Raw genomic sequence first — 25,542 nt, 5'->3', positions numbered from 1 at the left:
GACCCTATCCCTGCGGCGTCATCGCCTTGCGTTGCCGGTTTCGCTCCAGCCCCAGTTGACGTTCGCGCCAGATGATCAGGATCCCCGCGAGGATCACCAGAGAGGCGCCTGCCAGCATGACCGGCGTGGCGATCTCGTCGAAGAACAGCCAGCCGATTGCAACTGACAGGATCATCGAAACATATTCGAACGGCGCGATCAGCGAGGCCTCACCGAAGCGATAGGCCGAGGTCAGGAAGATCTGCCCAAGCCCTCCAAGCAGGCCGGTCAGGACCAGCAGGGCAAGCGTTCCCGCATCGGGCATGACCCATCCGAAAGGCAGGGTCAGCAGCCCGATGACCGAGGCCGATACAGAGAACCAGAACACGATGGCCGAGGTCTGTTCTTCCTGAACCAGACGCCGGATGAAGATCTGCGCCAGTGCCGCGCAGGCCGCTCCGCCAAGGGCCAGCACCGCGCCAAGGCTCCGCGCCAGATCGGTTTGCGCCGCGCCCAGTCCGATCTGGGGCGACAGGACGATCAGCACACCGGTCAGCCCCAGACCGACCATTGACAGGCGGAACAGCCGGACATTTTCGCCCAGGAACATCGCCGCGAAAATGACCACCAGCAGCGGTGCGGCATAGCCTATGGCGACGGCCTCGGGGAAGGGCAGCAAAGCAAGCGCCGAGAAATTCAGCCCCATAGCCGCAGTGCCGATAATCCCGCGATAGAAATGCCCCATAGGTCGGAATGTGCGCAGCCCCACCGATAATTCACGACGCCAGAGCAGCCAGATCAGGATCACCGGGATCGCGAAAAAGGACCGGAAGAAGACCTGCTGGCCCGGCGGCACGCCGACGCCACCTTCCGAGGTCGATTTGATAATGGCCGCCATCACCGTGAACACTGTCACGCTAGCGCATTTCAGCACGATGCCGCGAATGGGGCTGTCCATGCAAGAAGCCTTCCCGGAGTATTCTGAGGCAGGGCCGCATCCACCGCCTGAGCGGAGATCCAGACAGAACCGACCTAGCGCCCGGCCACAAACTTCACAACCCCGTTGATCGGGGCGTCATGCCCGGCGTCGCCTATGCGTGCAACCGGACCGGGCTTATCAAATCCTTGCCCGCGAAAAACGCGGCCAGATTATCGACTGCAAGCTGAGCCATCGCCTCCCGCGCCTCATAGGTGCCCGAGGCGTGATGCGGCGACAAAGTCACATTCGGCAGCGAGGTCAGGGCCGGGTCCGGCGACGGCTCATTCATGAACACATCGAGCGCGGCATGGCCAAGCATCCCGCCGTTCAGCGCCGCGATCAGCGCGGGTTCATCGACGACCGGTCCTCTGGCGATATTGACCAGCAGACCCTCCGGCCCAAGCGCATTCATGATCCCGGCCGAGATCAGCCCCTCTGTATCCGGCCCGCCTGCGACTGTGGCCATCAGCACATCAGAATCGCGGGCCAACTGCATCAGATCCGGCTCAAATCGCCATGCCACGTCTTTCCGGCGACGGTTCCAATAGGCGATCTTCATGCCGAATACCCCGGCCCGCTCGGCCACGGCGGAGCCCAGGGACCCCATTCCCACGATTCCCAAATGGCTGGATTTCAGGCTGCGCTGAAGCGGGAACATACCATGCCGCGCCCATTCTCCGCTGCGCACATAGGCATCCGCCGCCAGAAAAGATCTGCGCCCGGCCATCATCAGCAAAATCGCCATATCCGCCACATCGTCGCGCAAAGCGGGCGAGGTATTGGTCAGCGCAATGCCACGCCGTGCCAGCTCATCGGCGGGCAGACCGTCATAGCCGGCGGTTGTGCAGCTTATCACCTCCAGCTTCGGCAATGCCGCGAGCATCTCAACCGTCGCCCGCATATTGCCGTTTACCAGCATTGCGCGGCATTCCCCGGCGTTTTCTTTCAGGAAAGAGATGGATCTGTCGCTGACATCCCACCGTATCAGCCGATACTCAGCCTCCAGCCCGGAAAGCAGCCGCGAGGGCGGTGTCGTCATTGTCAGAAGCTGGGGTCTTTGCATCACAGAATCCGTTTGTGAAGGCGCGGAGTCTCAGGCGAGGTAATGGGCCAGACTATCCTCGATGTTGTGCAGCAGCGCAATGCGGGCACGGCAAACGGGCCTTGCGCCGATTGTCAGATCCGCAGCACCGCCGCCAGACACAGCGCCATTCCCAGAAGGGCAAGGGTTTCCAGACCGATCAGAATCAGATTGCGGGGACCCGCCGCGAAGATCCGGGCAAGCGCGGTGCGCACGCCAAGCGCGGCAATCGCGGTCAGCAGCATGAAGCGAGATGTCCCCGACACGCCGGTCAGCAGCCATTCGGGCAGAAGAACCAGATTGCGCAGCACCATCAGCAGAATGAACGCGATGACAAAGCCGGGCAGACGCACCGCTCCTCCGCTGTCCGACCGAAAGCACAGCCCGACGAAGATCAGCACCAGCGGAAGCATCGAGACACGCAGCAGCTTGGTGAAAGTCGCGATCTCACCGGCCTCTTCCCCGATCGAGTAGCCTGCGCCCACCACCTGCGCCACATCATGAATCGTCGCGCCTATCAGATAGCCGCTTTCAAGTTCGCTCAGCCCGAGCGCAGCAAACAGGATCGGATACAGCACCATTGCCAGCGTCGAAAGGGCGGTAACGCCGATCACGGTAAACAACACATCCTGTTCGCGGACCAGCCGTTTCGGCAAGGCCGCCGCGATGGCCAACGCCGCCGACGCCCCGCAAATCGCCACCGACCCGCCGGTCAAAAGGCCGAATGCAAGGCTGCGCCCCATCAGCCGCGACAGGCCGATCCCGACGGCAAGTGTCAGGCTCAGCATGACGATCACGCCCAGTATCGCCCCAAAACCCAGTTGCGAGATGTCCGCGAAGGTCAGTTGCAGCCCCAGCAGAGCGACCCCTATCCGCAGCACGGTCCCGGAACAGAAACCGATGCCCGGCCCGGTGCTTGGATTATCCGCCATGAAGTTGAACGCCATGCCGATCAACAGCGCGAACAGCATTGCCGGAGCACCGTAATGCTCTGACAGAAAACTGGCGGCGAGGGCGATTGTGGCTGAAAGGACTACGCCGCCCTTCAGCCGCGAGATGGGGGGAAGAAACGCGGAGCCTCCCGGTTTTACCGGCTCAGGCGCGGACATGGCACGGCACCGGGCGATGGCGGGGCAGATCGGCGGGGATCGGAAAATCCTTCTGCAACTGAGATGATATCACGATCCGTTTTCCTGCAGTTTTCCTCTGTGGGGGAAACTTGCGTAAGTCTTTGCCCGGATGCAAGAAGAATGATCCGCCCGATCACGCCACGCCGGCATCCAGCGGAGCAGCCCGTCAAGGATACGCCCGGTCGCATTTCCGTCGCCGAAAGGGTTTCGCGCGACGCTCATTTTCCGATAGGCAGCCGGATCGGTCAGCAGGGTCGCGGCACCGTCAATGATACGTTTACTGTCTGTGCCGACCAGCCTGACCGTTCCCGCGGCCACCGCCTCGGGTCGCTCGGTCCGGTCGCGGATGACAAGGACGGGTTTGCCCAGGGCCGGCGCCTCTTCCTGAATGCCGCCGGAATCGGTGATAATCAGCGCTGCCCGGTTCATCAGGCGGATAAAGGGCAGATAATCCAGCGGTTCGGTCAGGACAATATTCGGCCGGTCCGCAAGCAGCCTTGTCACCGGATCGCGAACATTCGGGTTGAGATGCATCGGAAAAATGATCGTCACATCCGGAAAAAGATCGGCCAGCCGGGCCAGAGCGCCGCAGACCCGTTCCAGCCCGCGCCCGAAGTTTTCGCGGCGATGCCCGGTAACCAGAACGATCCGGCGATCCGGGGCAACCGATGGCAGCGACGCATCCAGAGACGCACACAACCCTGCATCCGCGTCGATCCGCCGCGTCATCTGAAGCAGCGCGTCGATCACCGTGTTCCCGGTGACATAAATCGCTTCTGCCGGGATATTTTCACGCAGCAGATTGTCGCGCGCGCCCTCTGTCGGGGCGAAATGCAGTGCCGAGAGCGCACCGCACAGCCTGCGATTGCCCTCTTCCGGCCAAGGTGCGTAAAGATCGCCGGTCCGCAGCCCGGCCTCGACATGGCCAATGGGGATCTGTGCCTGATAGGCAGCAAGCGATGCCGCCAGCGTCGTGGCAGTATCGCCGTGGACCAGCACGATATCGGGGCAAATATCGCGCAGCACCGGCTGAAGCCCGGTCATCATGGACGCCATCATCTCCGGCAGAGCCTGTTTCTGCCGCATGATATCCAGATCGGCGTCAGGCGTGATGCCGAACAGATCAAGCACCTGATCCAGCATTTCCCGGTGCTGAGCGGTCACACAAACCGCGCTGTCAAATCTTGTATCTGCCGAGAGCGCCTGGACGACAGGAGCCATCTTGATGGCTTCCGGGCGGGTTCCAAAGATCGAAAGGACACGCATCCGTCGCGCTTCATCCTGTCATCATGGTTAGCGTGCCGAAAACTGGCGGCGATCACTGAGCATGTTTTTCGGATTACGCGCGAAAGATTAAGCAAAGGTTGATGGCTTTGCTGGATTCCGGGAATGAATACGGAAGTTGCGCAATCGGGAGAAGCTGATCTTGTATCTCAGGCTTATTCCGAAAGGCCCTGAGTGACAGCTATCACCGCAAGGCAGTCGCCGCTTTGCACGAGACCGAGGAAATGCCGGGCGGCGAGGATGCCGTCACGATTGGCCCTGACCTCGACCGGGGCGACGCCAGTGCGGTCGGGTGCCCAGATATGCGCTATTGGCTGACCTGCCGTGACCGGGTCGCCCAGATCGACAAGCATATGCAACAGCCCGTCGCGCTCCGCGAAATGGAAACATTCGTCGCCGGGCATGTCCAGCATGGTACTTTCGCCCGCCTCGATCTGACCTGTCAGGATTCCCGTGTGGCGCAGCAGGTTCTTTGCCCCCCGGATGGCGATCTCTGCCGTCCGCGCCGAGGCCGTGCCGCCACCGCCCAGTTCGGTCGTCACGAACACCTTACCCTGAACTTCGACGGCAGTATCGAACATCCCAACCGCGTCGATTTCCAGCATCATCATCGAATACGGTGCGCCAAATGCCTTCATCGCGGCCACGCACTTGCTCTGCTGGTCCTTGTCTTCCAGATAATGCGCAGCGGCATAGGGCAGGAAATCCAGCGTTTTCCCGCCCGAGTGGAAATCAAGCACAATATCCGCCATTGGCGTCAGCACATCGTTGAAATAATTCGCAATCTTCTGGCTCACCGTGCCGTCAGGACGGCCCGGGAAGGCACGGTTGAGGTTCACACTGTCGATGGGACTGACCCGCGTGCCTGCCCGGAAGGCGGGATAATTCATATAGGGCACGATAATCACCCTGCCAGAGACCTGTTCAGGCGCGATCTCCCAGGCAAGCTGCTGAAGCGCGATGGGACCCTCATATTCGTCGCCGTGATTGCCTCCGGTCAGCAGGGCGGTCGGGCCTTGCCCGTTCGCGATCACCGTGATCGGGATCATGACGCTGCCCCAGGCACTGTCATTGCGGCTATAGGGCAGACGCAGGAAGCCGTGATGCTTCCCCTGCCCGTCGAAAGGAATGGTCGGACGGATCGGATTCGCCGTCATGACTTCACCAGCATCTTGCGAGGCAGGTTGCAGAATGTTTCCGCAGCGCCCTCGGTGATGATGATCGACTCGGTGGTCTCATAGCCCCAATCGTCCATCCAAAGGCCGGTCATGAAATGGAAGGTCATGCCCGGTTTCAGCTCGGTCCGGTCGCCGCGGCGAAGCGACATGGTGCGCTCACCCCAGTCCGGCGGATAGGACAGGCCGATCGGATAGCCGGTGCGGTTGTCCTTGACGATACCGTAGCGGTCCAGAACGGTGAAGAATGCCGCCGCGATATCTTCGCAGGTATTGCCCGCCCGCGCGGCCTCCAGCCCGGCATCCATGCCCTCCAGCACCGCCTTTTCGGCGTCGAGCATCTTCTGAGGCGGCTTGCCCAGAAAGATCGTGCGCGACAGGGGGCAGTGATAGCGCTGATAACAGCCGGCGATCTCGAAGAACGTGCCTTCATTCACCTTCATCGGCATGTCGTCCCATGTCAGATGAGGCGCCGCCGCATCAGGCCCCGAGGGCAGAAGCGGCACGATGGCCGGATAATCCCCGCCATGCCCTTCCCATTCGTCATAGCGCAGACCGGCATCATAGATTTCCGCCACCAGATCGCATTTGCGCATCCCGACCTCAACCTTGTCGGCGATGCGGCGATGCATACGCTCGACCAGTCTTGCGGCCTTGCGCATATAGGACAGTTCCTCTTCAGACTTCACCGCGCGCTGCCAGTTCACCAGCCCGATCGCATCCAGAATCTGCGCCTCGGGCAGACCGTGAACCAGCCGTTCATGCGCCTTGGCCGAATACCAGTAATTATCCATCTCGACCCCGATAAAGCCGCGATGCCAGCCCCGGTCGGCCAAGGTCGCCCAAAGATAATCCATCGGGTGACGTTCGACCGACTGCACATAGTAATCGGGATAGCCGATAATCGCGCTTTCATCCTCCATCCAGACGGTACGCAATGCGCCAGCGGCGTCCTGACCGCGACCGAACCAGATCGGCAGGCCCTCGGGACCGATGATCACGCATTGATGGACATAGAAGGACCAGCCGTCATAGCCAGTCAGCCAGGCCATATTGGACGGATCGCTGACGATCAGCAGATCCAGCCCCAGTTTCGCCATGCTGTCGCGCGTCAGCCTCAGGCGACGCTCATATTCGGCGGTCGAAAATCGTTCCGGAGTCCTTTGCAGTTTAGGCATTGGGGTGGTCTTTCGAAAACGCGGCAAGCGCGTGGGTTGCGATGGCGGTGTCCTGCACGCCGGTGCCAGTCAGATCGGCGATGGTGATCTGATCCGGTGCGGTCCGGCCCGGATGCTGGCCGGTGATGATCTGGCCGAGTTCGGGAATTTCGGTCGTATCGGTGATGATTCCGGCACTGAGCGCGGCTTCCAGTTCGCCCAGTGACCGGGTCTGACTGACGCGGTCGGCGACATAGAGATCGGCCCGGTCGAAGCTGAGCGGGTCCAGCTCATTCTTGCCGCCCTGATCGCTGCCCATCGCGGTGACATGCTGGCCGGGCCGTAGCCAGTCCGCCCTGAGGATCGGCTGGCTGGCCGGAGTCGTCGTCACGATGATGTCCGCCCATGAGGCAGCCATGCCGGGATCGGGTTCGGCCCGGACACTCAGCCCGTCGCCGTCCAGTTCGGCGGCCAGCTTCGCCGCCTTGGCCGGATTGCGAGCCCAGATCATCGCCTCGGATATGGGCCGCACCAGACGCAGCGCCTGTAACTGCATCCGCGCCTGAAGCCCCGCGCCGAATATCGCGGCGCGGCTGGCATCCTTGCGCGACAGATATTTCGCGGCCACGCCTCCGGCGGCGGCTGTGCGGATGTCGGTCAGATAGCCATTATCCAGCAGCACCGCCTGCACCCGCCCGGTCTCCGAGGACAGCACCACCATCAGCCCCGAGGTCGAGGGCAGCCCCTTCGCAGGATTGTCGAAGAAACCGGGGCTGATCTTGACCGCGAAGCCCGGCAGGCCGGGAACATAGGCGGTTTTCACATCCACCTCGCCATTCACATCGGGCATATGCATGGACAGGACCGGCGGCATCTCGACACCACCTTCGGCCAGCCGGGCAAAGCCCCGTTCGATCACCGAGATGGTTTCGGCGTCCAGATGAATCCGCTGCCGAAGCTGGTCTTCATGCAGGATCAGGATATCGCTCATATCTCACCCTTTACGATAGCGGCGTGACGAGCAGGGTCGATATTTCCGCCCGACAGGATCAGCACCAGAGGGCTGTCGGCCTTCAGCTTGCCCGCCAGAACCGCCGCAGCGCCAACTGCCGCAGCCCCTTCGACGGTTTCGGCATCCTCGACCGCCAGATGGCGGATACCGGCGGCGATCTCGGCTTCGCTGAGCAGGATCAGATCGTCCATCAGATCGCGGACCATGCGGAATGTATAGCGGTTCGCGGTTCCGATCCCGCCACCCAGACTGTCGGCAAGTGTCTCAAGCTCTTCGACCTCGACGGGCTGCCCGGCATGCAGGCTTGCGGCCATCGCCGCACCGCGCTTCATGCTGATGCCGATAATACGAATATCCGGGCGCAGCGCTTTCGCCGCAAGGGCGACGCCCGCCAGCAGACCTCCGCCGGAAAGCGGAACGGCAATCGCCCCGGCATCCGGGACCTGGTCGAGGATCTCCAGCCCAAGCGTTCCCTGCCCAGCGATCACATCCGGATGATCGAAGGGCGGGATCAGAGCAAAACCCTCATCGCGTTGCAGGCGACGCGCCTCTTCAAAGGCCTGATCCTGAGACATGCCGGTGACGCGGGCCTCTGCGCCAAGCGCATTGATCGCGTCCAGCTTATTCTGCGGCACCAGCTTCGACACGCAGATCACCGCAGGCAGCCCCAACTGCCGCGCCGCATGGGCAAGCGCCCGGCCATGATTGCCGGTCGAGGCCGTCGTCACCCCGGCCACATCCCCAAGCCGGGCCACCGCATTCGAGGCCCCGCGCAGCTTGAACGCTCCGGTTTCCTGACGGTGCTCGCATTTCAGCCAGACCGGCCCGCCCGCCAGACCCGAAAGCGTCGCAGATGGTTTCACCGGCGTCACCCGCACCATGTCACGGATGCGCCCGGATGCGGCCTGAATATCTTCGAACGTGATATCGCCGGGTTCTACCATGTGCGCACCTGAAACAACCGCCCCGGTCCCTGTGCCGGAATTCGTGCCTGATCCAGCATCGACCAGAACAGGGCCAGATTGGAGCTGATCACCGGCTTGCCTAACCGCTCCTCGATCCGTTCGATGACCGATACGGCAGGCAGCGCCGTGCAGGACATGAACAGCGCCTGCGCCTGAGGATGATCGGCTTCGGCGGCGAAGCTGATAATCCGCTCGGCCGGAAGCAGGGCCATGTCGCGATCATCCTCGAACCCCATCGAGTGGCGGCGCACGACGTTCAGCCCGTGTTCCGCAAAATAATCTCCGACCAGATCGGCCGTCGTGACCAGATAGGGTGTCATCAATGCCACACTGCTTACGCCGAGGGCCTGAAATCCGCGCAGCGCCGAATTCGCCGGAGTTGAAACCGGCGCACGCTCGCCCAGAGATTGCTGCACCTTATCACCAAGCACAGCAGCGGCGGATGTACAGGCGAAACCGATCCCCTCAAGCGCAACGCCGGGCACCAGCAGATCCGCCGCATCGCGCAGACGGGGGCCGGTCTTCAGCAGATTCTCGCGCGTGGTCGGATTGTCGAAGGCGATGCGGGTCACATACAGACGGCAATTATCGGGCAGAAGCCGCGCGGCATCGCCCTCGACCGTCAGATCGGTGGCGAGGGCAATCAGGCCGAAACGGTGCTGCGCAGGATCTCGCCACATGGGACGGCCCGCGCCTATACGACCAGAACCGGGCAATCCGACAGCCCGGTAACCTTATGACTGACCGACCCCAGCAGATAGCCCTCGGTTGCGCCCAGACCGCGAGAGCCGACGACGATCAGATCGCATTTCTTTTCCTTGCAGAAGGACACAATCGTGCGGGCGGGCTGACCGGCCTTGATAAAGGCGCTGACCTTTTCATGGCCGGCCTCTTTCACATGCTTCTTGGCGTAATCCGCAGCCTCACGCGCCGTATCGCGCATTTCTGCATCCAGATTGCCGCCCCGCTCGACATTGCCGCGCACCATCGACAGCGAAGCTTCCAGCATCGAGTGATGACGATACACGGTCAGCACGACAATCTGCGCATCGCAGAGCCGGGCCATGCCGATGGCCTTGTCAAGCGCACGCCATGCGCCGCGGGAACCGTCATAGGGTACGAGGATTTTTTCAAACATGAGGCACGCTTATTTTCCGAAGGCCAGGTCGCGCAGGAACAATGCGATCTGCGGGAAGAAGATCAGCAACACCGCGACGGAAAGCAGAATGAAGATGAAGGGCGGCGTCCCCTTGATGACCTCAAGATAGGGCCGCTTGAAGACCGCAATCGCGGTGAAGATATCGCAGCCGAAAGGCGGTGTGGCAGAGCCGATGGCAACCTGCAGGGTGATGATCGTCCCGACAAGCACCGGGTCCAGCCCGACCGACTGCACGACAGGCGCGAAGATCGGCACGAAAATCAGGATCACGACAATCGGATCGACGAACATGCAGCCGACAAAGAATGCGACAGAGATCGTAAACAGGACACCATATTGCCCCATTTCATCAATCCCGATCCCGCCCAGAACCGCCTGCGGGATCTGCGCGAAGCTGATGACATAGGAAAATGCCTGCCCTGCCCCGACCAGAATGAACACAACCGCCGTGATCAGCCCGGTGGATTTTGCGGTTGCGTAAAGCTGCCGGAAATTCATCTCGCGGAAAATGAGCATCTCCAGAAACAGCGCATAGAGCACACAGGCAGCGGCGGCCTCGGTCGGTGAGAAAATCCCGCCATAGATCCCGCCGATGATGATCGCCGGAAAACCAAGCGGCCAGAGCGCCCGCAGCAGGGCCTGCCCCCGCTCGGGCCAGCTTGCCTTCGGCTCGGTCGGGACATTGTTGCGGACGGCATAGACATAGGAATAGATCGAAAACAGCGCGAGGATCAGCAGGCCCGGCCCGATCCCGGCGATGAACAGCTCGGAAATCGAGGTGCCCGAGACGACGCCGTAAATGATCATCCCGACAGAGGGCGGGATCAGAAAGGCGATATCCGATGAGTTCACGATCAGCGCCAGAACGAAGCTGTCATTATAGCCCGCCTTCAGCATCCGCGGCCGCAGCGGCCCGCCCACGGCAACGACCGTGGCCTGAGTCGAACCCGACACCGCGCCGAACATGGTACAGGCTCCGGCTGTAGAAATCGCCAGCCCGCCTTTCAGATGGCCGACAAAGGCCATGACCAGATCGATCAGCCGGTTCGCGGACTGGCCACGCGTCATGATATCGGCGGCGAAGATGAACATCGGCACGGCGATCAGGCTGGCCGGACGGATTCCGGCAAGGATCTGCTGAACCATCGTTTCAAGCTGACCCAACCCGCCAAACAGCGCAACGAACCCGATCAGAGACCCTGCCAGAAGCGGGATCATCATCGGGAAACCCAGCAGAAGAAGAACGATCATCGTTCCGAAAATCGCGAGGGTCATGGCTCAGACCTCCTCTTCCGTATTGTCGCTGTAGCCCTCAAGCGTGCTGGTCGACAGCCAGATATCCTTGTCGATGACGTTCTTGATCGCGGTCAGCGCATATTGCACTCCGGTCAGGAAAAACCCCACCGGCGCCCAGACGATGATCCACCATTGCGGGATCTGCATCGCCGGTAACAGACGACCACGCCCGGCCTGATCAATGATGTAGAATACCGAATAATAACACAGCAGGAACATCGCCGCCGAGGTAACCGTCGCGATCAGAACCATCGTCGCCTTGCGCATGCCGAAGGGCATCGCGTCGAAAAAGGCCGACATGCGGATATGACGCCCATGCCGCGCCGCATAGGAAATACCCGCGAATGTGATCAGGATGATCAGGGCGCGGTTCAGCTCTTCAGAGAAAAAGAACGTATGTCCGATCACGCGGCCTACGACATTGGCCATCGTGTTCAGCGCCATCAGAAGCACACCGGCGGCCAGTAATACTGCCTCGATACGGGCGATGGCGGCATCGATGACGCCCAGAATGCCGGGAAGGCCGGATTCGTAAAGAGAATCGTCGATATCGTCATCGACACCCGCGGTCTCGGCTGCGGCGATAATGTCGGGATCGGGCTTCGGTGCGTGCCTGTCGTCAAGCGTCATGCCGCTGTGCCTTGTGCTGAAATATGGGATCTTAGGAAGATCGGGCCGGCGCGGATGCCGGCCCGATCAGTCATGTCAGCCGCAGATCAATTGGCGGCTTCAGAGGCAGCCTCAAGGTCGGCCTTCATCTGATCCAGAATTGCCTGAGCCTGATCGCCGCCGATCTCAAGGAATTCTGCCTCGACCGATTCGGCTGTCGCGCGGAATGGCGCACGCTGCTCCTCGGTCAGCTCGGTGATGGTCATAGAGGGCTTCGCCTCCATGATATTGGCCAGCGATTGCTCGGTCAGGCCGTCCTGATATTCCAGGATATAGTCGAAGGAGGCCTGAATGGCGTCCTGCACCACCTGCTTATCCTCATCCGGCAGGCCCTCATAGAAATCGAGATTGGCCATCACGGCGGTGGTGAAGTTATTGTGACCCAGCCGGGTGATGTGGTCGGTCACCTCATACATATTCGTGGATTCCACGAAGAAGGCCGGGTTTTCCTGACCCTGAATGATGCCGGTCTGCATCGCGCCATAGACCTCGCCCCACGGCAGCGGAGTCGGCGTTGCACCGAATGCCTGATAGCTTTCCACGATCAGCGGATTGGTCATCACGCGGAACTTCACCTCATTCAGATCCTCGGGCGAGGTGACGGGTTCCTGCGTGGTCATCACGACCTCGCCTTCGGGGAACATGGTCAGCAGCTCAAGCCCCTGCTCGGCATAAAGCGGCGGGAAGAGTTCCTTGATGGTTTTCGAATTGCGGAAGAAGCTGAACAGCGCATCCTGATTTTCCGGCAGCAGATAAGGCACGAAGAAGACCTGAGCCTCGGGGATCAGCGCTCCGGTAAAGCCCGGGGACTGGTCGACGAACTGGATCAGCCCGGACTGGGCCTGCTCCATGATATCGGCGGATTCGCCGAGTGTACCGAACGGGAAAAGCTGAACCTCGTGATCCGAATTCGCCTCGACCTCTTCCTTGAATTTCTGAGCGAAGATGCCCTGGACCTCTTCCAGCTGTTCCTCGAACGCGTAGCGCCAGGTATCGGCGGATGCACCGGCGGTTCCCAGCATCAGAGCGGCGACGCTGGCGGCGGTGAGGGTCTTGTAGGTCATATTACCTCCTGTTTCGGGTCGCGCAGGCAGGATGCCCTGCAACCCTGGTACTGATCATTCCGGGCAATGCCCGACCGACTGACGCCAAGACTTCGACGCAACCGGTTCCAAGTCAATTTCTATATTAAATCATTACAATTTGACCGCTCAGTGTCAAACGACCCCGGATTTCCGGGGGCGCCGGTCAGGGATCGCTGCTTAAAACCGATGCGACAATATGCAGTGCCTGTTCGAAATCGCGCATATCGGGTGCGCCAAGCGTCACCCGAAGCGCAGGGGTTGTGTCGGTCACCGCAAAGCCCGAACCCGGCGCAAGCGCGACGCCCAGTTCCAATGCGCGGGAAATCACCGCCTGTTCGCTGTATCCTGCGGGCAGCTTTACCCAACGATGCAGACCCTGCGGGAAGCCCTGCCCCCGCCCTTCAAGAATGCGCTGCGCCAGCCGGTTACGCGCGGCAAGCTGGCTGCGCTGCGCGTCCAGAAGCTGATCGGCCAGACCCGATTCGATCCAGTCCCGCGCGATCTCGGCGACCATCGGCGTTGCCATCCACGACATGGACTGATGCCGGTTCAGCGCACGTTCTGCAAGTTTTTCAGGCATGACCAGAAAACCCATGCGCAGACCGGGTGAGAGGGACTTCGACAGGCCGGTCAGGTAAAAACTGTTCTCGGGCGCGAAGCTGCTGACCGGAGGCGGCCTTCGCAGGGCAACAGGACCCAACGCGTCATTCTCGATGACCGTGATCCCGGTTTGTGCGGCTGTTTCGGCCAGAGCCTCGCGCCGGTCCCGATCCATGATCTGCGCGAAGGGTCCCGCCCCGGATGGCAGCAGAAACACCGACCGGATGCGCCCGGCCGAAGCGCGGACCGCCTCGGCAAGCGCCTCGGGGATCATGCCGCGCTCATCGCAGGGAATGCCGCGCAGCTTCATATGCATGCTGGCCGCCGCAGGACGCAGCGTGTGACAGGTCGAGCTTTCCGTGGCGATTTCGTCCCCGGGCCGGGCGATGCAGCTCAGCGCCACATACATGGCCGGAGTCGCCCCGTTCGTGATCAGAATACGCTGCGCAGGCACGACAAAACCGCACCGCGCCAGCCAGCTTGCCGCCATACCGCCGTAAAGCGACATCGTCTGACGCGGGCGGAAGGAATAGATCGCGGGATCGGGCGGATTTTCCGCAACGCGCCTGAGGCTCTCGCGCCAAGCCATCGCGATTTCGGGAAGCGCGACCGGGGTCAGCATGGACAGATCAATCGGAGGCCGGTCGGTCGGCGCTCGGAACCACGGTACCTCGATGGTCTCACGCGGGCCGGATTTCACAAAACTACCCCGGCCCACCTGACCCGAGATCAGATCGGCACGGATCAGTTCCTCATAGGCCCGGCTGACGGTCTGAACCGACAAGCCAAGCTGCCATGCCAGTTCGCGATGCGGCGGCAGGCGATCACCGGCACGCAGGCTGCCCGAATCAATCGCCGCCGCCACGCCCTGTGCAAGGCTGCGATAGGCAGGTCGGGTGATGTCTTCGCGTGTCAGGGGCCAATGCGACATTCCACCAGTGAAGCCGGGCCAGAGCCTCTTGTCCAGATTGACAAAGCCCGGCGTCGCAGGAACAAGCAGCTTATGAATGCGACCCGGCTCGATGATCGTGACATTGCCATTTTAGCGACCCTGTCCCGCGAGGGGCGGATCGCGAAAACGGATCTTGCCGCACGGGTGAACCTATCCCCGACCCCGTGCTGGGAGCGGATGAAACGTCTGGAAAAGGCCGGTTTCATCAAGGGTTATCATGCGGATATAGATCTGGCCGCGCTTGGCCCTCATGTGCAGGTTTTCGTCACGGTCGAACTGGACAGCCACCGCGCCGAAAGCTTCCAGATCTTCGAGCGGACCATCTCGCGGATGGACGAAATCACCGGATGCTGGGCGATTGGCGGCGGATATGATTATCTGATGCAGCTTGTTGCAACCGATATCGCCGCGTTCCAGAAATTGATGGACGGTCTTCTGGAGAGCCGCGCCGGGGTGCGGCGCTATTACAGCTATATCGTGACCAAGCCGGTGAAGAACGAGCCGCCGTCATCGGCGTTGCTGGGGTCCTGAATCGTCGTGCTGCTCGGTCACCTTATCCCAAGCCTGAAACCGGCCTCGGGGGAAATCTCTCTTTCCTGTGTCTGGAAAAGAGAAATCCTCTGCCGCTGCGCTGAACTTCGGTGAAATCCCCTGCCCTGCATGACGCATCATCCTTTCGACCAAGGAGGCCCCTCATGCTCGATGAACCGAAGACCGATCTGGCCAGCCAGTTGACCGATTCCGACCTGCTTTCGACCTCAGGCGATTTCGCCGGTGATGGCCGTCTGGCCGTGCGCGATCCCGCGACGGGCGATGTCGTTGCCAAGGTCACGATGAGCGACGCGACCGGTGCCCGCGCTGCCGTGGATGCCGCCCAGAAAGCGTTTCCCGGCTGGTCCGGCATGCTGCCTCAGGACCGCGCCCGGATCCTGCATCGCTGGTATGAGCTGATCCTCGCCGCGAAAGAGGACCTCGCCCGGATCATGGTCGCTGAACAGGGAAAGCCGATCAGCGAGGCACGCGGCGAAATCGACTATGCCGCCAGCTTCGTACAGTTCTATGCCGAAGAAGCGCTGCGCCCGAATATCGAGGGTGTGACCAGCCACCTGCCTGATGCCGAGATGGAGTTGTGGCGCGAACCCGTCGGCGTCGCCGCGCTGATCACCCCGTGGAACTTCCCCTGCGCCATGATCACCCGCAAGGCCGCCGCCGCTTTGGGCGCGGGCTGCACGGTGGTGATCCATCCTTCGGCGGAAACGCCGCTTTCGGCGCTTGCGCTGGCGGTGCTGGCACAAAGGGCGGGCTTCCCCGAAGGCGTCGTGAATACGGTGATCGGCGACGCGGCCACCATTGTCGGTGAATGGACCGCCGATAAGCGGGTCAGGGCGCTGTCCTTCACCGGCTCGACCGAGGTGGGGCGGCTGCTGTATCGCCAGTCCGCCGACACAGTGAAGCGGCTGGTGATGGAACTTGGCGGCCACGCGCCGTTCATCGTGTTCCAGCGCGCCGATCTGGATCGCGCCGTGGCGGAAGGCATCAAGGCGAAATTCGCCACATCCGGGCAGGATTGTCTGGGCGCGAACCGGTTCTATATCCACCGCGACGTTTATGACGAATTCTGCCGCAAATTCACCGAGGCCGTGCAAAAGCTGAGCCTCGGGCGCGGGATGGACGATCCCGATATCGGCCCTCTGATCCATGACCGTCAGATCGCGAAACAGAAGGCGCATGTTGAGGACGCCGTCGCCAAAGGCGCGAAGCTTCTGACCGGCGGTGCGGTGGATGAGGGTCTCGGGCCGCTCTTCTTCAAACCGACCGTGCTGTCCGATGTGCCGGACGATGCGGCGATCATGCGTGAAGAGACTTTCGGCCCGGTCGCGGCGTTGACCCCGTTCGACAGCGAAGAAGAGGTCTATGCCCGCGCCAATGACAGCGAATACGGGCTGGTGGCCTATGTCCACAGTCTCGATCCGCGCCGGATCTATCGCGCCACGCGTGCGCTGCAATACGGGATGGTCGCGGTGAACAGGACCAAGGTGACCGGCGCGCCGATCCCGTTCGGGGGCATGAAACAGTCGGGCGTCGGACGAGAGGGCGCAAGACAGGGCCTCGAAGCCTTCACCGAAATCAAATATGTCTGCCGTGACTGGGGTTGAGGATCACGACTTGAACAGCATCGCTGCAAAGCACCCGGCCCGGAATCAAGGGGCGCAGCCCCGCCGGGCCAGCGTCCGACCGCCCCAAGGGCGGACGCTTCTTCGCCGGTCCGCGTCGGATGGACGTTCAGCGGGATTGCGCGATAAAGCGATTTGAACAAATGTCGGCAGCGTCAGCCCGCGGTCGGAAGCTGACCCTCTGCCGCAGCAGCAATAACCGAAGAAGGAACACATCATGCTGACCAATGACGAACTCGCGAAATGGGACCGCGAGAATTTCATGCATCCCTCAACCCATCTGTCGCAATTCGCCCGTGGCGAAGCGGCGCAGCGCATCGTGACCAGCGGCGAAGGCGTGTTCATCACCGACCGCGACGGCAACCGCCTGCTGGACGGATTCGCGGGGCTGTATTGCGTCAATGTCGGCTATGGCCGCACCGAAATCGCCGAAGCCATCGCGAAACAGGCGCATGAGCTGGCTTATTACCACGCCTATGCCGGGCATGGGTCCGAGGCGAATATCACCCTGTCGAAAATGGTGATGGATCGCGCGCCCGCGGACATGGCGCGGGTCTATTTCGGGCTTGGCGGCTCGGACGCGAATGAGACGAACGTCAAGCTGGTCTGGTATTATAACAATATCCTGGGCCGGCCCGAGAAGAAGAAGATTATCAGCCGCTGGCGTGGCTATCACGGTTCGGGCCTTGTGACTGGCTCGATGACCGGGCTGGAGATGTTCCACAAGAAATTCGACCTGCCGCTGGCGCAGATCCTGCACACCGAGTCGCCCTATTACTTCCGCCGTCCCGATGCGGCGATGTCCGAGGCCGATTTCACCGCCCATTGTGTCCAGAAGCTTGAAGAACTGATCGAGACCGAAGGTGCAGACACCATCGCCGCTTTCATCGGTGAGCCGGTTATGGGAACGGGCGGCATCGTTCCTCCGCCCGAGGGCTATTGGCCCGCAATCCAGAAGGTTCTGGACAAGCACGACATCCTGCTGATCGTGGATGAGGTCGTGACGGGTTTCGGACGACTGGGCACGATGTTCGGATCGGATCATTACGGGCTGAAACCCGATCTGATCACCTGCGCGAAGGGGCTGACCTCCGCCTATGCGCCGCTTTCGGCAACCATTGTCGGCAACCGCATGTGGGATGTGCTGATGAAAGGCGCGGATGAGTTCGGCGTGCTGGGTCACGGCTGGACGTACTCGGCCCACCCCATCGGCGCAGCAGCGGGCGTCGCCAATCTCAAGCTTCTCGATGAGCTGGGTCTGGTGAAAAACGCAGGCGAGGTCGGATCCTATTTGAACAGGACCATGAGCGACGCGCTCAGCGATCACGCCAACGTCGGAGAGGTTCGCGGCGAAGGCATGCTCTGCGCGGTCGAACTGGTGGCCGACAAGGACAAGCGCGAATTCTTCCCGGCATCCGAGGGCAAGGGTGCCAAGATCGTCGGCGCGATGGCAAAGCGCGGTGTCATCGCGCGGGCCATGCCGCAGGGCGATATCATCGGCTTCGCCCCGCCGCTCTGCCTCTCGAAAGAAGAAGCCGACCAGATCGTCGAGGCCACGAAGGGCGCTATCGAGGAAATACTGGGGCGCTGAGGCGTCTACGGCATTAAATGCAAAGGCCTCGCTCCTCCGGCGGGGCCTTTTTGACGGCACAGAGAGATGCCTGTCCGGCAATGATCGCCGCTTACTTCTCCATCATATCGCGATAATAGCGGCGCAAGAACAGAATCCCGGCCACGCCGCAAATCAGCGCCAGGCCATATACATAGCTCATATCGATATATTCGGCGCGGTAGGAGTAATAGAAACCCTTCCGCGTTTCCGCGACGCTATGCACCATCGGGTTCCAGTCCAACCACGAGCGATACGGTTCAGGCACGTCTTCGTGCAGGAAGATAACCCCGGAAATCAGGAAAAGGGGGCGAGTGATCACGCTCCAGACCGAGTTCCAGATCGGGTGCTGAGAAATCAGCGTGCATAGCAGCGTACCCATGCCAAGCCCCAAAACGGCGGCTGACGCAAAGCCGTTCAGAATCAGCGGCAGATCAAAAATCGTGCGGGTTTCGAACACCATAAGGATGACCCCGATCAGCACGAAAGCAATCACTGACTGGGTCAGTACATTCAGAATGAACCGCGCCAGAATGGCATCCACGAATGTAACGCGCGGATAGTTCAGCAATTGCCGGGAATAATTGATCGCCTGTGCCACCTTGATCGAGGTGGTGGTGAACATCATCAGCGGAAGCAGGCCCGACGCGTAGAACATCGCGAAATTGCTGCCCAGAGGCGGTTGCCGGAAACCTACGGAGAAGAAAGCAACCAGCAGGCCAATCCCCAGCACCGGCTCGGCAACTGCCCAGACATAGCCGCCGGGAGAGCGCCCGTAAGTCGCGCTCATCTCACGAAGAATCAGGGCGGAGATCGTGCGGATCGTGCTGAAGCGCGGAACTTCCTTGACCGAGCGCAGCTTGCGCATATCTTCTTCGTCAAATCCCAGCTCAGCCATCGGTTCAGACCCCCATATTCCGGGTATGGCGGGCAATCGCCTCTTCCAGATCCGGGAAATAGGTGAGTTGTCCGTCCTCAAGCACCGCACCGGCGTCGCAGATCGTCTTGACGAAGCTCATTGAGTGGCTGACAAAGATCGCCGAGGAGGTCGAGACGCGGTTGAGGATGATCTTGCGGCTTTTCTCGACGAAGGCCGCATCACCGACAGCCGTAACCTCATCGACCAGATAGGTATCGAAATCGAGTGCCATATTGATGCCAAGCGACAGGCGCGACCGCATACCCGATGAATATGTCCGGACGGGCATATTGAAATGCGGGCCCAGATCCGAAAAAGCCTGGACGAACTCGATCATGCTCTCCGTATCCGCCCCATAGACACGTGCGACGAACAGAGCATTCTGAGCGCCGGTCATGTCTGGATGCATCGAGTTTGCCAGTCCCACCGGATAGGAAATCCGGCCATCGGTCAGGATCTCGCCTCGGTTCGGGCTCGACAGACCTGCGATCATGCGCAGCATGGTAGATTTCCCCGCCCCGTTCCGACCCAGAAGCGCCACGGCCTTTCCCGTCGGAAAGACCGCGTTCAGTTGCCGGGCCACGTATTTCCGGTGACCGTTCATCTGGAAATACTTGGTGAGATTACGCAGCACGATCATGTGGCAGCCCGATCAGCGCCGGTCCCGCAGCGCATAGGCCACCAGCAGCAACAGGCTCCATGCGAGGCTGCACAATATGGCCGTCAGCATAATGGACCGGGCCCGTCCCGGCTCTGTTGCCGCTTCCGGCAATGAGGGCCGGATATGTGCCGCAAGATAGCGGTTCTGGCGCCGCGCCTCGGCCCGTGCGCTGTCGAAAGAGGTCATTGCGGCGGTATAGCTTTGTTCTGCGAATTGCAGATCGACAGCAAGGCGTTCGTATTCATCGACGATATTCGCAAAACCACCCGCCTCCGATGCCGTGCTCACGACGCCCTCGGTCTGATCGGCTTGCTGCTCGGCATTCAGTTGCCCCATCCCAAGCTTGCCGCGCTCTTCTGCGATACGCTGATTGATAACCTCGACCCGGCGTTCGGTCTGGGAAATGCGCGGATCGCTTTCGCGCGTCGTTTCGCGCAGCATGTCCATCTCGATCAGCGACTGTGCAAGCTGCTGCTGAAGCGAGGTCAGAAGGCCGACCTGACCTTCGATCATGGAAGTCGGATCAACCATCTGGTTCTCATTGCGGAACCGCGTGATCTGCTGACGGGCCTCGGTCAGCCGCTCCATCGCTGTTTCCAGCTCCAGCCGCGCATAGCGGATCTGGTCCTCGCGGGCGAGCGTCGAGAGCCGGTTGATCATGTCAGAGCTTTCTTCGAAGATCGCCTGCGCAATCGCCTGCGCGTCCTCGGGCGCGAAAGCCTGAACCTCGACGTCGATCAGGCCGGTCCCGCTATCGGAATAGACACGGACCATATCGCTCCAGTAATCGGTCAGATCTTCGATCGTGCCGGGCGGATGGAAGGCAAAGACCGGATCATCCGACCAGTCCAGCCAATCATAGCCAGGCTTGGACCACATCTCCCGCAGGTCGAGCTTCTGATCCAGTGTGCGGATAATCTCTTCGCTTTTAATGAAATTATAAAGAATATCCGTATCCGACGACGACGAGCCCGAGATTTCCGCGATCCCGCCCAGCATCTCCATCGCAGAAGTCATTGATTCACTGCGTACCGAGAAGCCGATATGGGAAACGTAACGGTCATGCGCTCGGGTTAACATATAAACTGCGGTCAGCGCGGTCGGCAGGATCACCAGCACCACGAAGCTGAGTGCAACCAACCAGTGCCGCCGCGAAAAACTGGCGTCAGGAATGGTCGCAAGCACGGGCTGTTCGCTCTTCGCTTTCGGTTCGGAGGGCTTCGCGGCCTGCTTGGCGCTGTCAGCCTTGGCTGGCTGCGATGTCGCTGCGGGATTGGTAGCGTGAGTATTCAACTGTAAAAAGCCCGATAACGGTTTCGTCGCGTTCATACTGAAAACTCTGCCAACTGACCAGTGCGGAGTGCCGCTGCGGTGAGTTGTACAGGTGATAAACAAGCTCTATATCCCATCGCGATCCGAGTAAAATCCGGGCAGATAAAGAATACGTGTATGTGACATTCAGGCGGCACTTGCGGCTAGTCAGAATCGCAGTACACGGACAGATAGAATTCCAGACGCTCCGTTGTATATGTCCTATATGAGGGTATGTCCAATATGCGGGCGGTGGCAGCGGACAATGGCAGTCGACAGCACAGATATCTTTCTGTACCCCATCGCCGATAAAAATCAGGCCGCTTCAAATATGACTATGATTGCTAGGCACTTGGCACCCTGAACCGAATACGCGCTGGCAACGCCCACTGGATAGGCAAAGATGAGTACGAAATCCCAACAGCAAAAACTCTATCATCTCGTCCGCAAAGCCGCGTTCAAAGCAGGCGCAGGCGGTCGGAAAGCAGGTATGCTGGGCAATATCGACAGCATCACCGACGGTCGGATTCACGGATGGGTAAAAAGCGCCGATTCAGATTCTCCTTTGCATGTCGATATTTTACTGGGCGGGAAACTGCTCCGCTCGGGTCTGTCGGCCGATGAACACCGTCAGGATGTCCAGGCGGCAGGCATCGGAACGGGCCGCTATGGCTTCATTATCACTGTGCCGCGCATACCGAAAACAAAGCTCTATGGAAAACTGATAGAGGTCCGCAACGCGGATGACGGGACTCCGCTGCTGAAGAAACGGATAGGACCGAGCCTGTTCGTGGAAGCGCTTGAAGAAATGGACTCTATCAGTAAACCAATCACCGATGAGAAACCCCGCGAAAATACGCGGCCGGTTCAGAAAGCTGATACCTCAACCTTGTACGATTGTCGTATCGAACAGGTCTCGGATGACGGGCTTCGGGGCTGGGCCGTCGACAAGAAAAAACGTGGCAGGGTTTTCGACGTCGATATCCTGATTGATGGTGTCCCGCTGGTGACGCGACGCACCGAAAAACGGCGGCGGGACCTTCAGAAAGCAGGCAAGACTGACGGTCTGGGCGGTTTCGATGCGGCATTGCGACTGGCCTGGCTGGAGCAAGGCCAGCATGAGCTGTCCATCCGCACCCCCGATGGCCTGATCGCGGCATCAGTTCGCATTCAGTGCGGCGGGAAGGTTCCGCAGCCGCAGCCCCTTTATGCGCCACGGATTACCCCGGTGGATATCGGCATCATCATCCCTGTCTACAACGCCTATGATGACGTGGTCACCTGCATCGACCGGCTGGCCCGCTTCACTTCGCCCGAGGCCGACATTCTTTTCATCAACGACGCCTCACCCGATCCACGCATCGCCGGGATACTGCAACAAGCGCAGGCTGACTGGCCGAATATGCGCGTCCTGACCAACGAAGAGAATCTGGGCTTCACACGGACGATCAATCGCGGGATCGACGCCATCGGTCGCAAGCATCCCCTGCTTCTCAACAGCGATGCGCGGGTGACTCCGGGCTGGCTGGAAGGCATTCTCCGTGCGGCCAATTCCCGGCCGCGCGTGGCCACGGTCACGCCGATGTCCGACCGCGCCGGAGCATTCTCTGCTCCCCGGATCGGCAATGATAACAACCTGCCGGCAGGTGTTGACGAAATAACCTATTCCCGGGCGTTTCGTCGTCGGGGTCTGGGCATCTATCCTATCGTGCCGACCGGAAACGGTTTCTGCATGTTCATAAATCGGTCCTGTGTCGAAGAAATCGGCCCGCTGGATGCCGAGGCATTTCCGCGCGGCTATGGCGAGGAGAACGATTTCTGCATGCGGGCCGGTCGCGCAGGCTGGACGCATCTGATCGATGACCGGACCTATGTTTTCCATGACCGGTCGAAAAGCTTCGGGGACGCCAAGACCGAACTGATGGAGGCGGGACGCAAGGTCATTGATGTCCGCTATCCCGAGTACAAGAAATCCATCGGCGTTTTTACCAAGGGCCCGGAAATTCTGATGGCGCGTTTCAGGGCGCGGCAGGCCGTGCTGGACTGCGCAGGATCTTCGGCCGATCTTCCCCCTGCCCTTTTCGTCGTATCGACCCGGACCGGGGGCACACCGCAAACCAATCTGGATCTGATGACAGCAGTTTCGGACGAGGTAAACCCCTGGCTTCTGCACTGCGACAGCGCCGTGCTGACGCTCAGCCGGATGCAGGATGGCGAGCTTCATGAGGTCAAAACCCACCGTCTGGAAGAGCGCGTCGACCCGATCCGCCATAGCTCGGGAGAATATGACGCGGTCGTGGCAGAGTGGCTGGAGTGGCTCGCCCCCGAGATTGTGCATATCCGCCATCTCGGCTGGCATGGGCTGAGCCTGCCGCGGCTTGCCCGAGAACAGGGCGCGGGTGTGGTCCTGTCGTTCCATGATTTTTATGCACTCTGCCCGACTGTCAAACTGCTGGACGGAGACGGCGTCTTCTGCGGCGGCAAATGCACCGCCTCCGATACGCCCTGCACTCCGGAACTCTGGCGTCCCGACAGCATGCCGCCACTCAAGGATAGCTGGGTTCATGTCTGGCGTGACCGGTTCTCTGATGTGATGAAATATTGCGACGCTTTCGTCACCACCTCTGACAGCGCACGCGAGCGGATCATTGCCCATCTACCCGGCATCGACCCTGAACGCTTCTTCGTGATCCCACATGGACGTAATTTCACCGGGATGGAAATGTCTCGCGTGGCGCCGCGAGAAGGCGAACCGGTCAGAATCCTTATTCCCGGCAGCATCGGTCCGCCCAAAGGCCTGGAAGTCATCCGTCAGCTTGTCGAGCATGACGAGGCCGGGCTGTTGGAATTCCATGTTCTGGGACGGATGGGCGGAGATAACCCGATTATCCATCCCCGCGTGATCGAGCATGGCACATATAAGCGCCACGAATTCAGCAAACGCGCAAAGGAAATCGGCGCACATCTCGGAGCGATTTTCTCGATCTGGGACGAAACCTATTGCCATACCCTGACCGAGCTTTGGTCTGCGGGGCTGCCTGCGTTCGTTCTCGACTATCCGACAGTCGCCACGCGGGTCCGCAGGACAGGCGCGGGCTGGGTTCTGCCGCGCAACGGTATCGGCGCGATATATGACGAAATCCTGCGCATCGCTCATGACAGCGACGAACAGAACCGTGCCGAAAGTGCCGTTGCCGACTGGCAACAGGGCCGAGGGCTTGCCGGGACCACCCAGATGATGGCGGCGCATTACCGTAACGTCTATGCTTCTGTACGCGGTCAGGAAAAACGCCCGATCATCGGCGTGGTCGCACCCTCGGCACTCGATCTGAAACGTGCATTCGCCTCGACTGAAATCCGCGTATGGGAGCGGACCCGGAACGCAGCCGATCGCAGCGCAATCTTCGTGCGTATGGCCCCGCCAGCCCTGAAGGCCAATCTTCAGGAGGCTGCGATTAACGGAGCGATCATTCAGCGCAACGCAATCCCCCCCTCGCTGATCGACCCGGTGCTGGACGCATTTTCGCAATCCGGCATCTCTTATGTGATGGAACTGGACGATAACCTGATGGAGGTTCCGGCTGACAAGGACCCGAACGGGGTTTATCGCGACTATGCGCCCGAGTTGGAAAAGCTTGTCAGATCCGCCCGGATCGTCACCACATCGACCGAGCCGCTTCGAGAAGAATTGCAGCGCTATAATGCCGATGTAAGGCTGCTGCCAAATAGGCTCAGCGAACGGCTTTGGCGCGGAGCATTGCCCGCGAAAACGCAGAACAAGGCAATCACCGCACTTTATATGGGCACTTATACGCATAGTGCGGATCTGGAGATGATCCAGCCCGCCCTTGCCGCAATGGCAGCCGCGAATCCTGATTTTCGGCTGGCGATGATCGGGGTGTTACGCGACGAGGAACTGCCGGACTGGATTGAGCGGATCGAGATCCCCGACGCAGAGAAGGATTATCAACGCTTCGTTCCCTGGGTAAAAAGCCTGTCCGGTGGCTTTGATTTCGCGGTCGCCCCTCTGGTCGATAGCCGGTTCAACCGGCACAAGTCGAACCTCAAGGCGCTTGATTACGCGGCGCTCGGGCTTCCGGTGCTCGCCTCGGATATGCCGGTCTATCGCAGGCTCGGCGACGATATGCCGGGGCTGACCTTGGTCGAAAACACCACGGAAGAATGGACCAAGGCACTGAAAACCGCCATCGCCCGCGCCCGTAAAGGCAAGGAGACGGATCGGGAAAGCATACGTCGGTGGGTATTCTCGCAGCACGGACTTGCAACTTCACTGCCCGGATACGATGCTTTACTGGAAGAGGTTCTCCGGCAGTAATCTGCCGGA

21 protein-coding genes are annotated in these 25,542 nt (G+C 60.6%); 4 read left to right on the top strand and 17 right to left on the bottom strand.

Annotated features, from left to right (window positions below):
* Positions 1–4: 4 nt before the first annotated feature.
* The 14 genes from PAE61_RS16495 to ehuR form a co-directional block, all read right to left on the bottom strand.
* Entirely contained in the window at positions 5–937 is a 933-nt protein-coding gene (locus tag PAE61_RS16495; protein ID WP_271113425.1) for a DMT family transporter, read from the bottom strand.
* A 133-nt stretch (positions 938–1,070) separates the two neighbouring features.
* Complete coding sequence (locus tag PAE61_RS16490) at positions 1,071–2,021, bottom strand: 2-hydroxyacid dehydrogenase (RefSeq protein ID WP_271113424.1); 951 nt, start codon at positions 2,019–2,021, stop codon at positions 1,071–1,073.
* Between the two features lie 113 nt (positions 2,022–2,134).
* On the bottom strand, positions 2,135–3,148 hold the full coding sequence (locus PAE61_RS16485; RefSeq protein WP_271113423.1) for a YeiH family protein: 1,014 nt from the start codon (positions 3,146–3,148) through the stop codon (positions 2,135–2,137).
* A 69-nt stretch (positions 3,149–3,217) separates the two neighbouring features.
* Positions 3,218–4,435, bottom strand: coding sequence for a non-hydrolyzing UDP-N-acetylglucosamine 2-epimerase (wecB, locus tag PAE61_RS16480; protein ID WP_353620365.1), 1,218 nt, complete (start codon positions 4,433–4,435; stop codon positions 3,218–3,220).
* A gap of 173 nt (positions 4,436–4,608) precedes the next feature.
* The gene (gene doeB / locus PAE61_RS16475) at positions 4,609–5,610 is read right to left on the bottom strand and encodes a N(2)-acetyl-L-2,4-diaminobutanoate deacetylase DoeB (protein ID WP_271113422.1); all 1,002 of its coding nucleotides are present in this window, start codon (positions 5,608–5,610) and stop codon (positions 4,609–4,611) included.
* The gene (doeA, locus tag PAE61_RS16470) at positions 5,607–6,806 is read right to left on the bottom strand and encodes an ectoine hydrolase DoeA (protein ID WP_271113421.1); all 1,200 of its coding nucleotides are present in this window, start codon (positions 6,804–6,806) and stop codon (positions 5,607–5,609) included. Before doeA ends, doeB begins: the two co-directional genes overlap by 4 nt.
* The gene (locus PAE61_RS16465) at positions 6,799–7,776 is read right to left on the bottom strand and encodes a cyclodeaminase (protein ID WP_271113420.1); all 978 of its coding nucleotides are present in this window, start codon (positions 7,774–7,776) and stop codon (positions 6,799–6,801) included. Before PAE61_RS16465 ends, doeA begins: the two co-directional genes overlap by 8 nt.
* Positions 7,773–8,741 carry a hydroxyectoine utilization dehydratase EutB gene (gene eutB / locus PAE61_RS16460; RefSeq protein ID WP_271113419.1) on the bottom strand — a complete coding sequence of 323 codons (969 nt, stop codon included), beginning with the start codon at positions 8,739–8,741 and terminating at the stop codon, positions 7,773–7,775. The genes PAE61_RS16465 and eutB overlap by 4 nt, the downstream gene beginning before the upstream one ends.
* The gene (locus tag PAE61_RS16455; protein WP_271113418.1) at positions 8,735–9,442 is read right to left on the bottom strand and encodes a maleate cis-trans isomerase family protein; all 708 of its coding nucleotides are present in this window, start codon (positions 9,440–9,442) and stop codon (positions 8,735–8,737) included. The genes eutB and PAE61_RS16455 overlap by 7 nt, the downstream gene beginning before the upstream one ends.
* 14 nt (positions 9,443–9,456) lie before the next feature.
* The gene (locus tag PAE61_RS16450; RefSeq protein WP_271113417.1) at positions 9,457–9,900 is read right to left on the bottom strand and encodes a universal stress protein; all 444 of its coding nucleotides are present in this window, start codon (positions 9,898–9,900) and stop codon (positions 9,457–9,459) included.
* A gap of 9 nt (positions 9,901–9,909) precedes the next feature.
* Positions 9,910–11,196 (bottom strand): TRAP transporter large permease, encoded by a 1,287-nt coding sequence (locus tag PAE61_RS16445; protein WP_271113416.1) that lies wholly within the window; start codon positions 11,194–11,196, stop codon positions 9,910–9,912.
* Positions 11,197–11,199: 3 nt separating this feature from the next.
* Positions 11,200–11,847: a TRAP transporter small permease gene (locus PAE61_RS16440; protein WP_271113415.1), complete on the bottom strand. Its 648-nt coding sequence runs from the start codon at positions 11,845–11,847 to the stop codon at positions 11,200–11,202.
* An 86-nt stretch (positions 11,848–11,933) separates the two neighbouring features.
* A complete protein-coding gene (gene dctP, locus PAE61_RS16435; protein ID WP_271113414.1) occupies positions 11,934–12,950 on the bottom strand; it encodes a TRAP transporter substrate-binding protein DctP in 1,017 nt (338 codons plus the stop codon).
* Between the two features lie 184 nt (positions 12,951–13,134).
* Positions 13,135–14,502: a MocR-like ectoine utilization transcription factor EhuR gene (ehuR, locus tag PAE61_RS16430; protein ID WP_271113413.1), complete on the bottom strand. Its 1,368-nt coding sequence runs from the start codon at positions 14,500–14,502 to the stop codon at positions 13,135–13,137.
* 72 nt (positions 14,503–14,574) lie between these two features.
* Here ehuR and PAE61_RS16425 point away from each other — a divergent pair, with 72 nt between their 5' ends.
* The 3 genes from PAE61_RS16425 (at position 14,575) to PAE61_RS16415 (ending at position 18,288) form a co-directional block, all read left to right on the top strand.
* Positions 14,575–15,054, top strand: coding sequence for an Lrp/AsnC family transcriptional regulator (locus tag PAE61_RS16425; RefSeq protein WP_271113412.1), 480 nt, complete (start codon positions 14,575–14,577; stop codon positions 15,052–15,054).
* A gap of 164 nt (positions 15,055–15,218) precedes the next feature.
* A complete protein-coding gene (locus tag PAE61_RS16420) occupies positions 15,219–16,679 on the top strand; it encodes an NAD-dependent succinate-semialdehyde dehydrogenase (protein ID WP_271113411.1) in 1,461 nt (486 codons plus the stop codon).
* 235 nt (positions 16,680–16,914) lie between these two features.
* Positions 16,915–18,288: an aspartate aminotransferase family protein gene (locus PAE61_RS16415; protein WP_271113410.1), complete on the top strand. Its 1,374-nt coding sequence runs from the start codon at positions 16,915–16,917 to the stop codon at positions 18,286–18,288.
* A 91-nt stretch (positions 18,289–18,379) separates the two neighbouring features.
* Here PAE61_RS16415 and PAE61_RS16410 read toward each other — a convergent pair whose 3' ends face one another.
* From PAE61_RS16410 to PAE61_RS16400, 3 genes are read right to left on the bottom strand one after another with little or no spacing between them, the layout of a single operon-like run.
* The gene (locus tag PAE61_RS16410) at positions 18,380–19,204 is read right to left on the bottom strand and encodes an ABC transporter permease (protein ID WP_271113409.1); all 825 of its coding nucleotides are present in this window, start codon (positions 19,202–19,204) and stop codon (positions 18,380–18,382) included.
* A gap of 4 nt (positions 19,205–19,208) precedes the next feature.
* Positions 19,209–19,865, bottom strand: coding sequence for an ABC transporter ATP-binding protein (locus PAE61_RS16405; RefSeq protein ID WP_271113408.1), 657 nt, complete (start codon positions 19,863–19,865; stop codon positions 19,209–19,211).
* Positions 19,866–19,877: 12 nt separating this feature from the next.
* The gene (locus PAE61_RS16400; RefSeq protein WP_271113407.1) at positions 19,878–21,179 is read right to left on the bottom strand and encodes a KpsE/RkpR family capsule polysaccharide export protein; all 1,302 of its coding nucleotides are present in this window, start codon (positions 21,177–21,179) and stop codon (positions 19,878–19,880) included.
* Between the two features lie 421 nt (positions 21,180–21,600).
* Between PAE61_RS16400 and PAE61_RS16395 the strand changes: the two genes are divergently transcribed.
* Complete coding sequence (locus PAE61_RS16395) at positions 21,601–25,533, top strand: glycosyltransferase (RefSeq protein WP_271113406.1); 3,933 nt, start codon at positions 21,601–21,603, stop codon at positions 25,531–25,533.
* Positions 25,534–25,542: the final 9 nt, after the last annotated feature.

It is taken from the genome of Paracoccus aerodenitrificans, assembly GCF_027913215.1.
Classification (GTDB): domain Bacteria; phylum Pseudomonadota; class Alphaproteobacteria; order Rhodobacterales; family Rhodobacteraceae; genus Paracoccus; species Paracoccus aerodenitrificans.
Note: the sequence above shows the minus strand (reverse complement) of the source record. Positions and strands in the feature narration are given on the sequence as shown.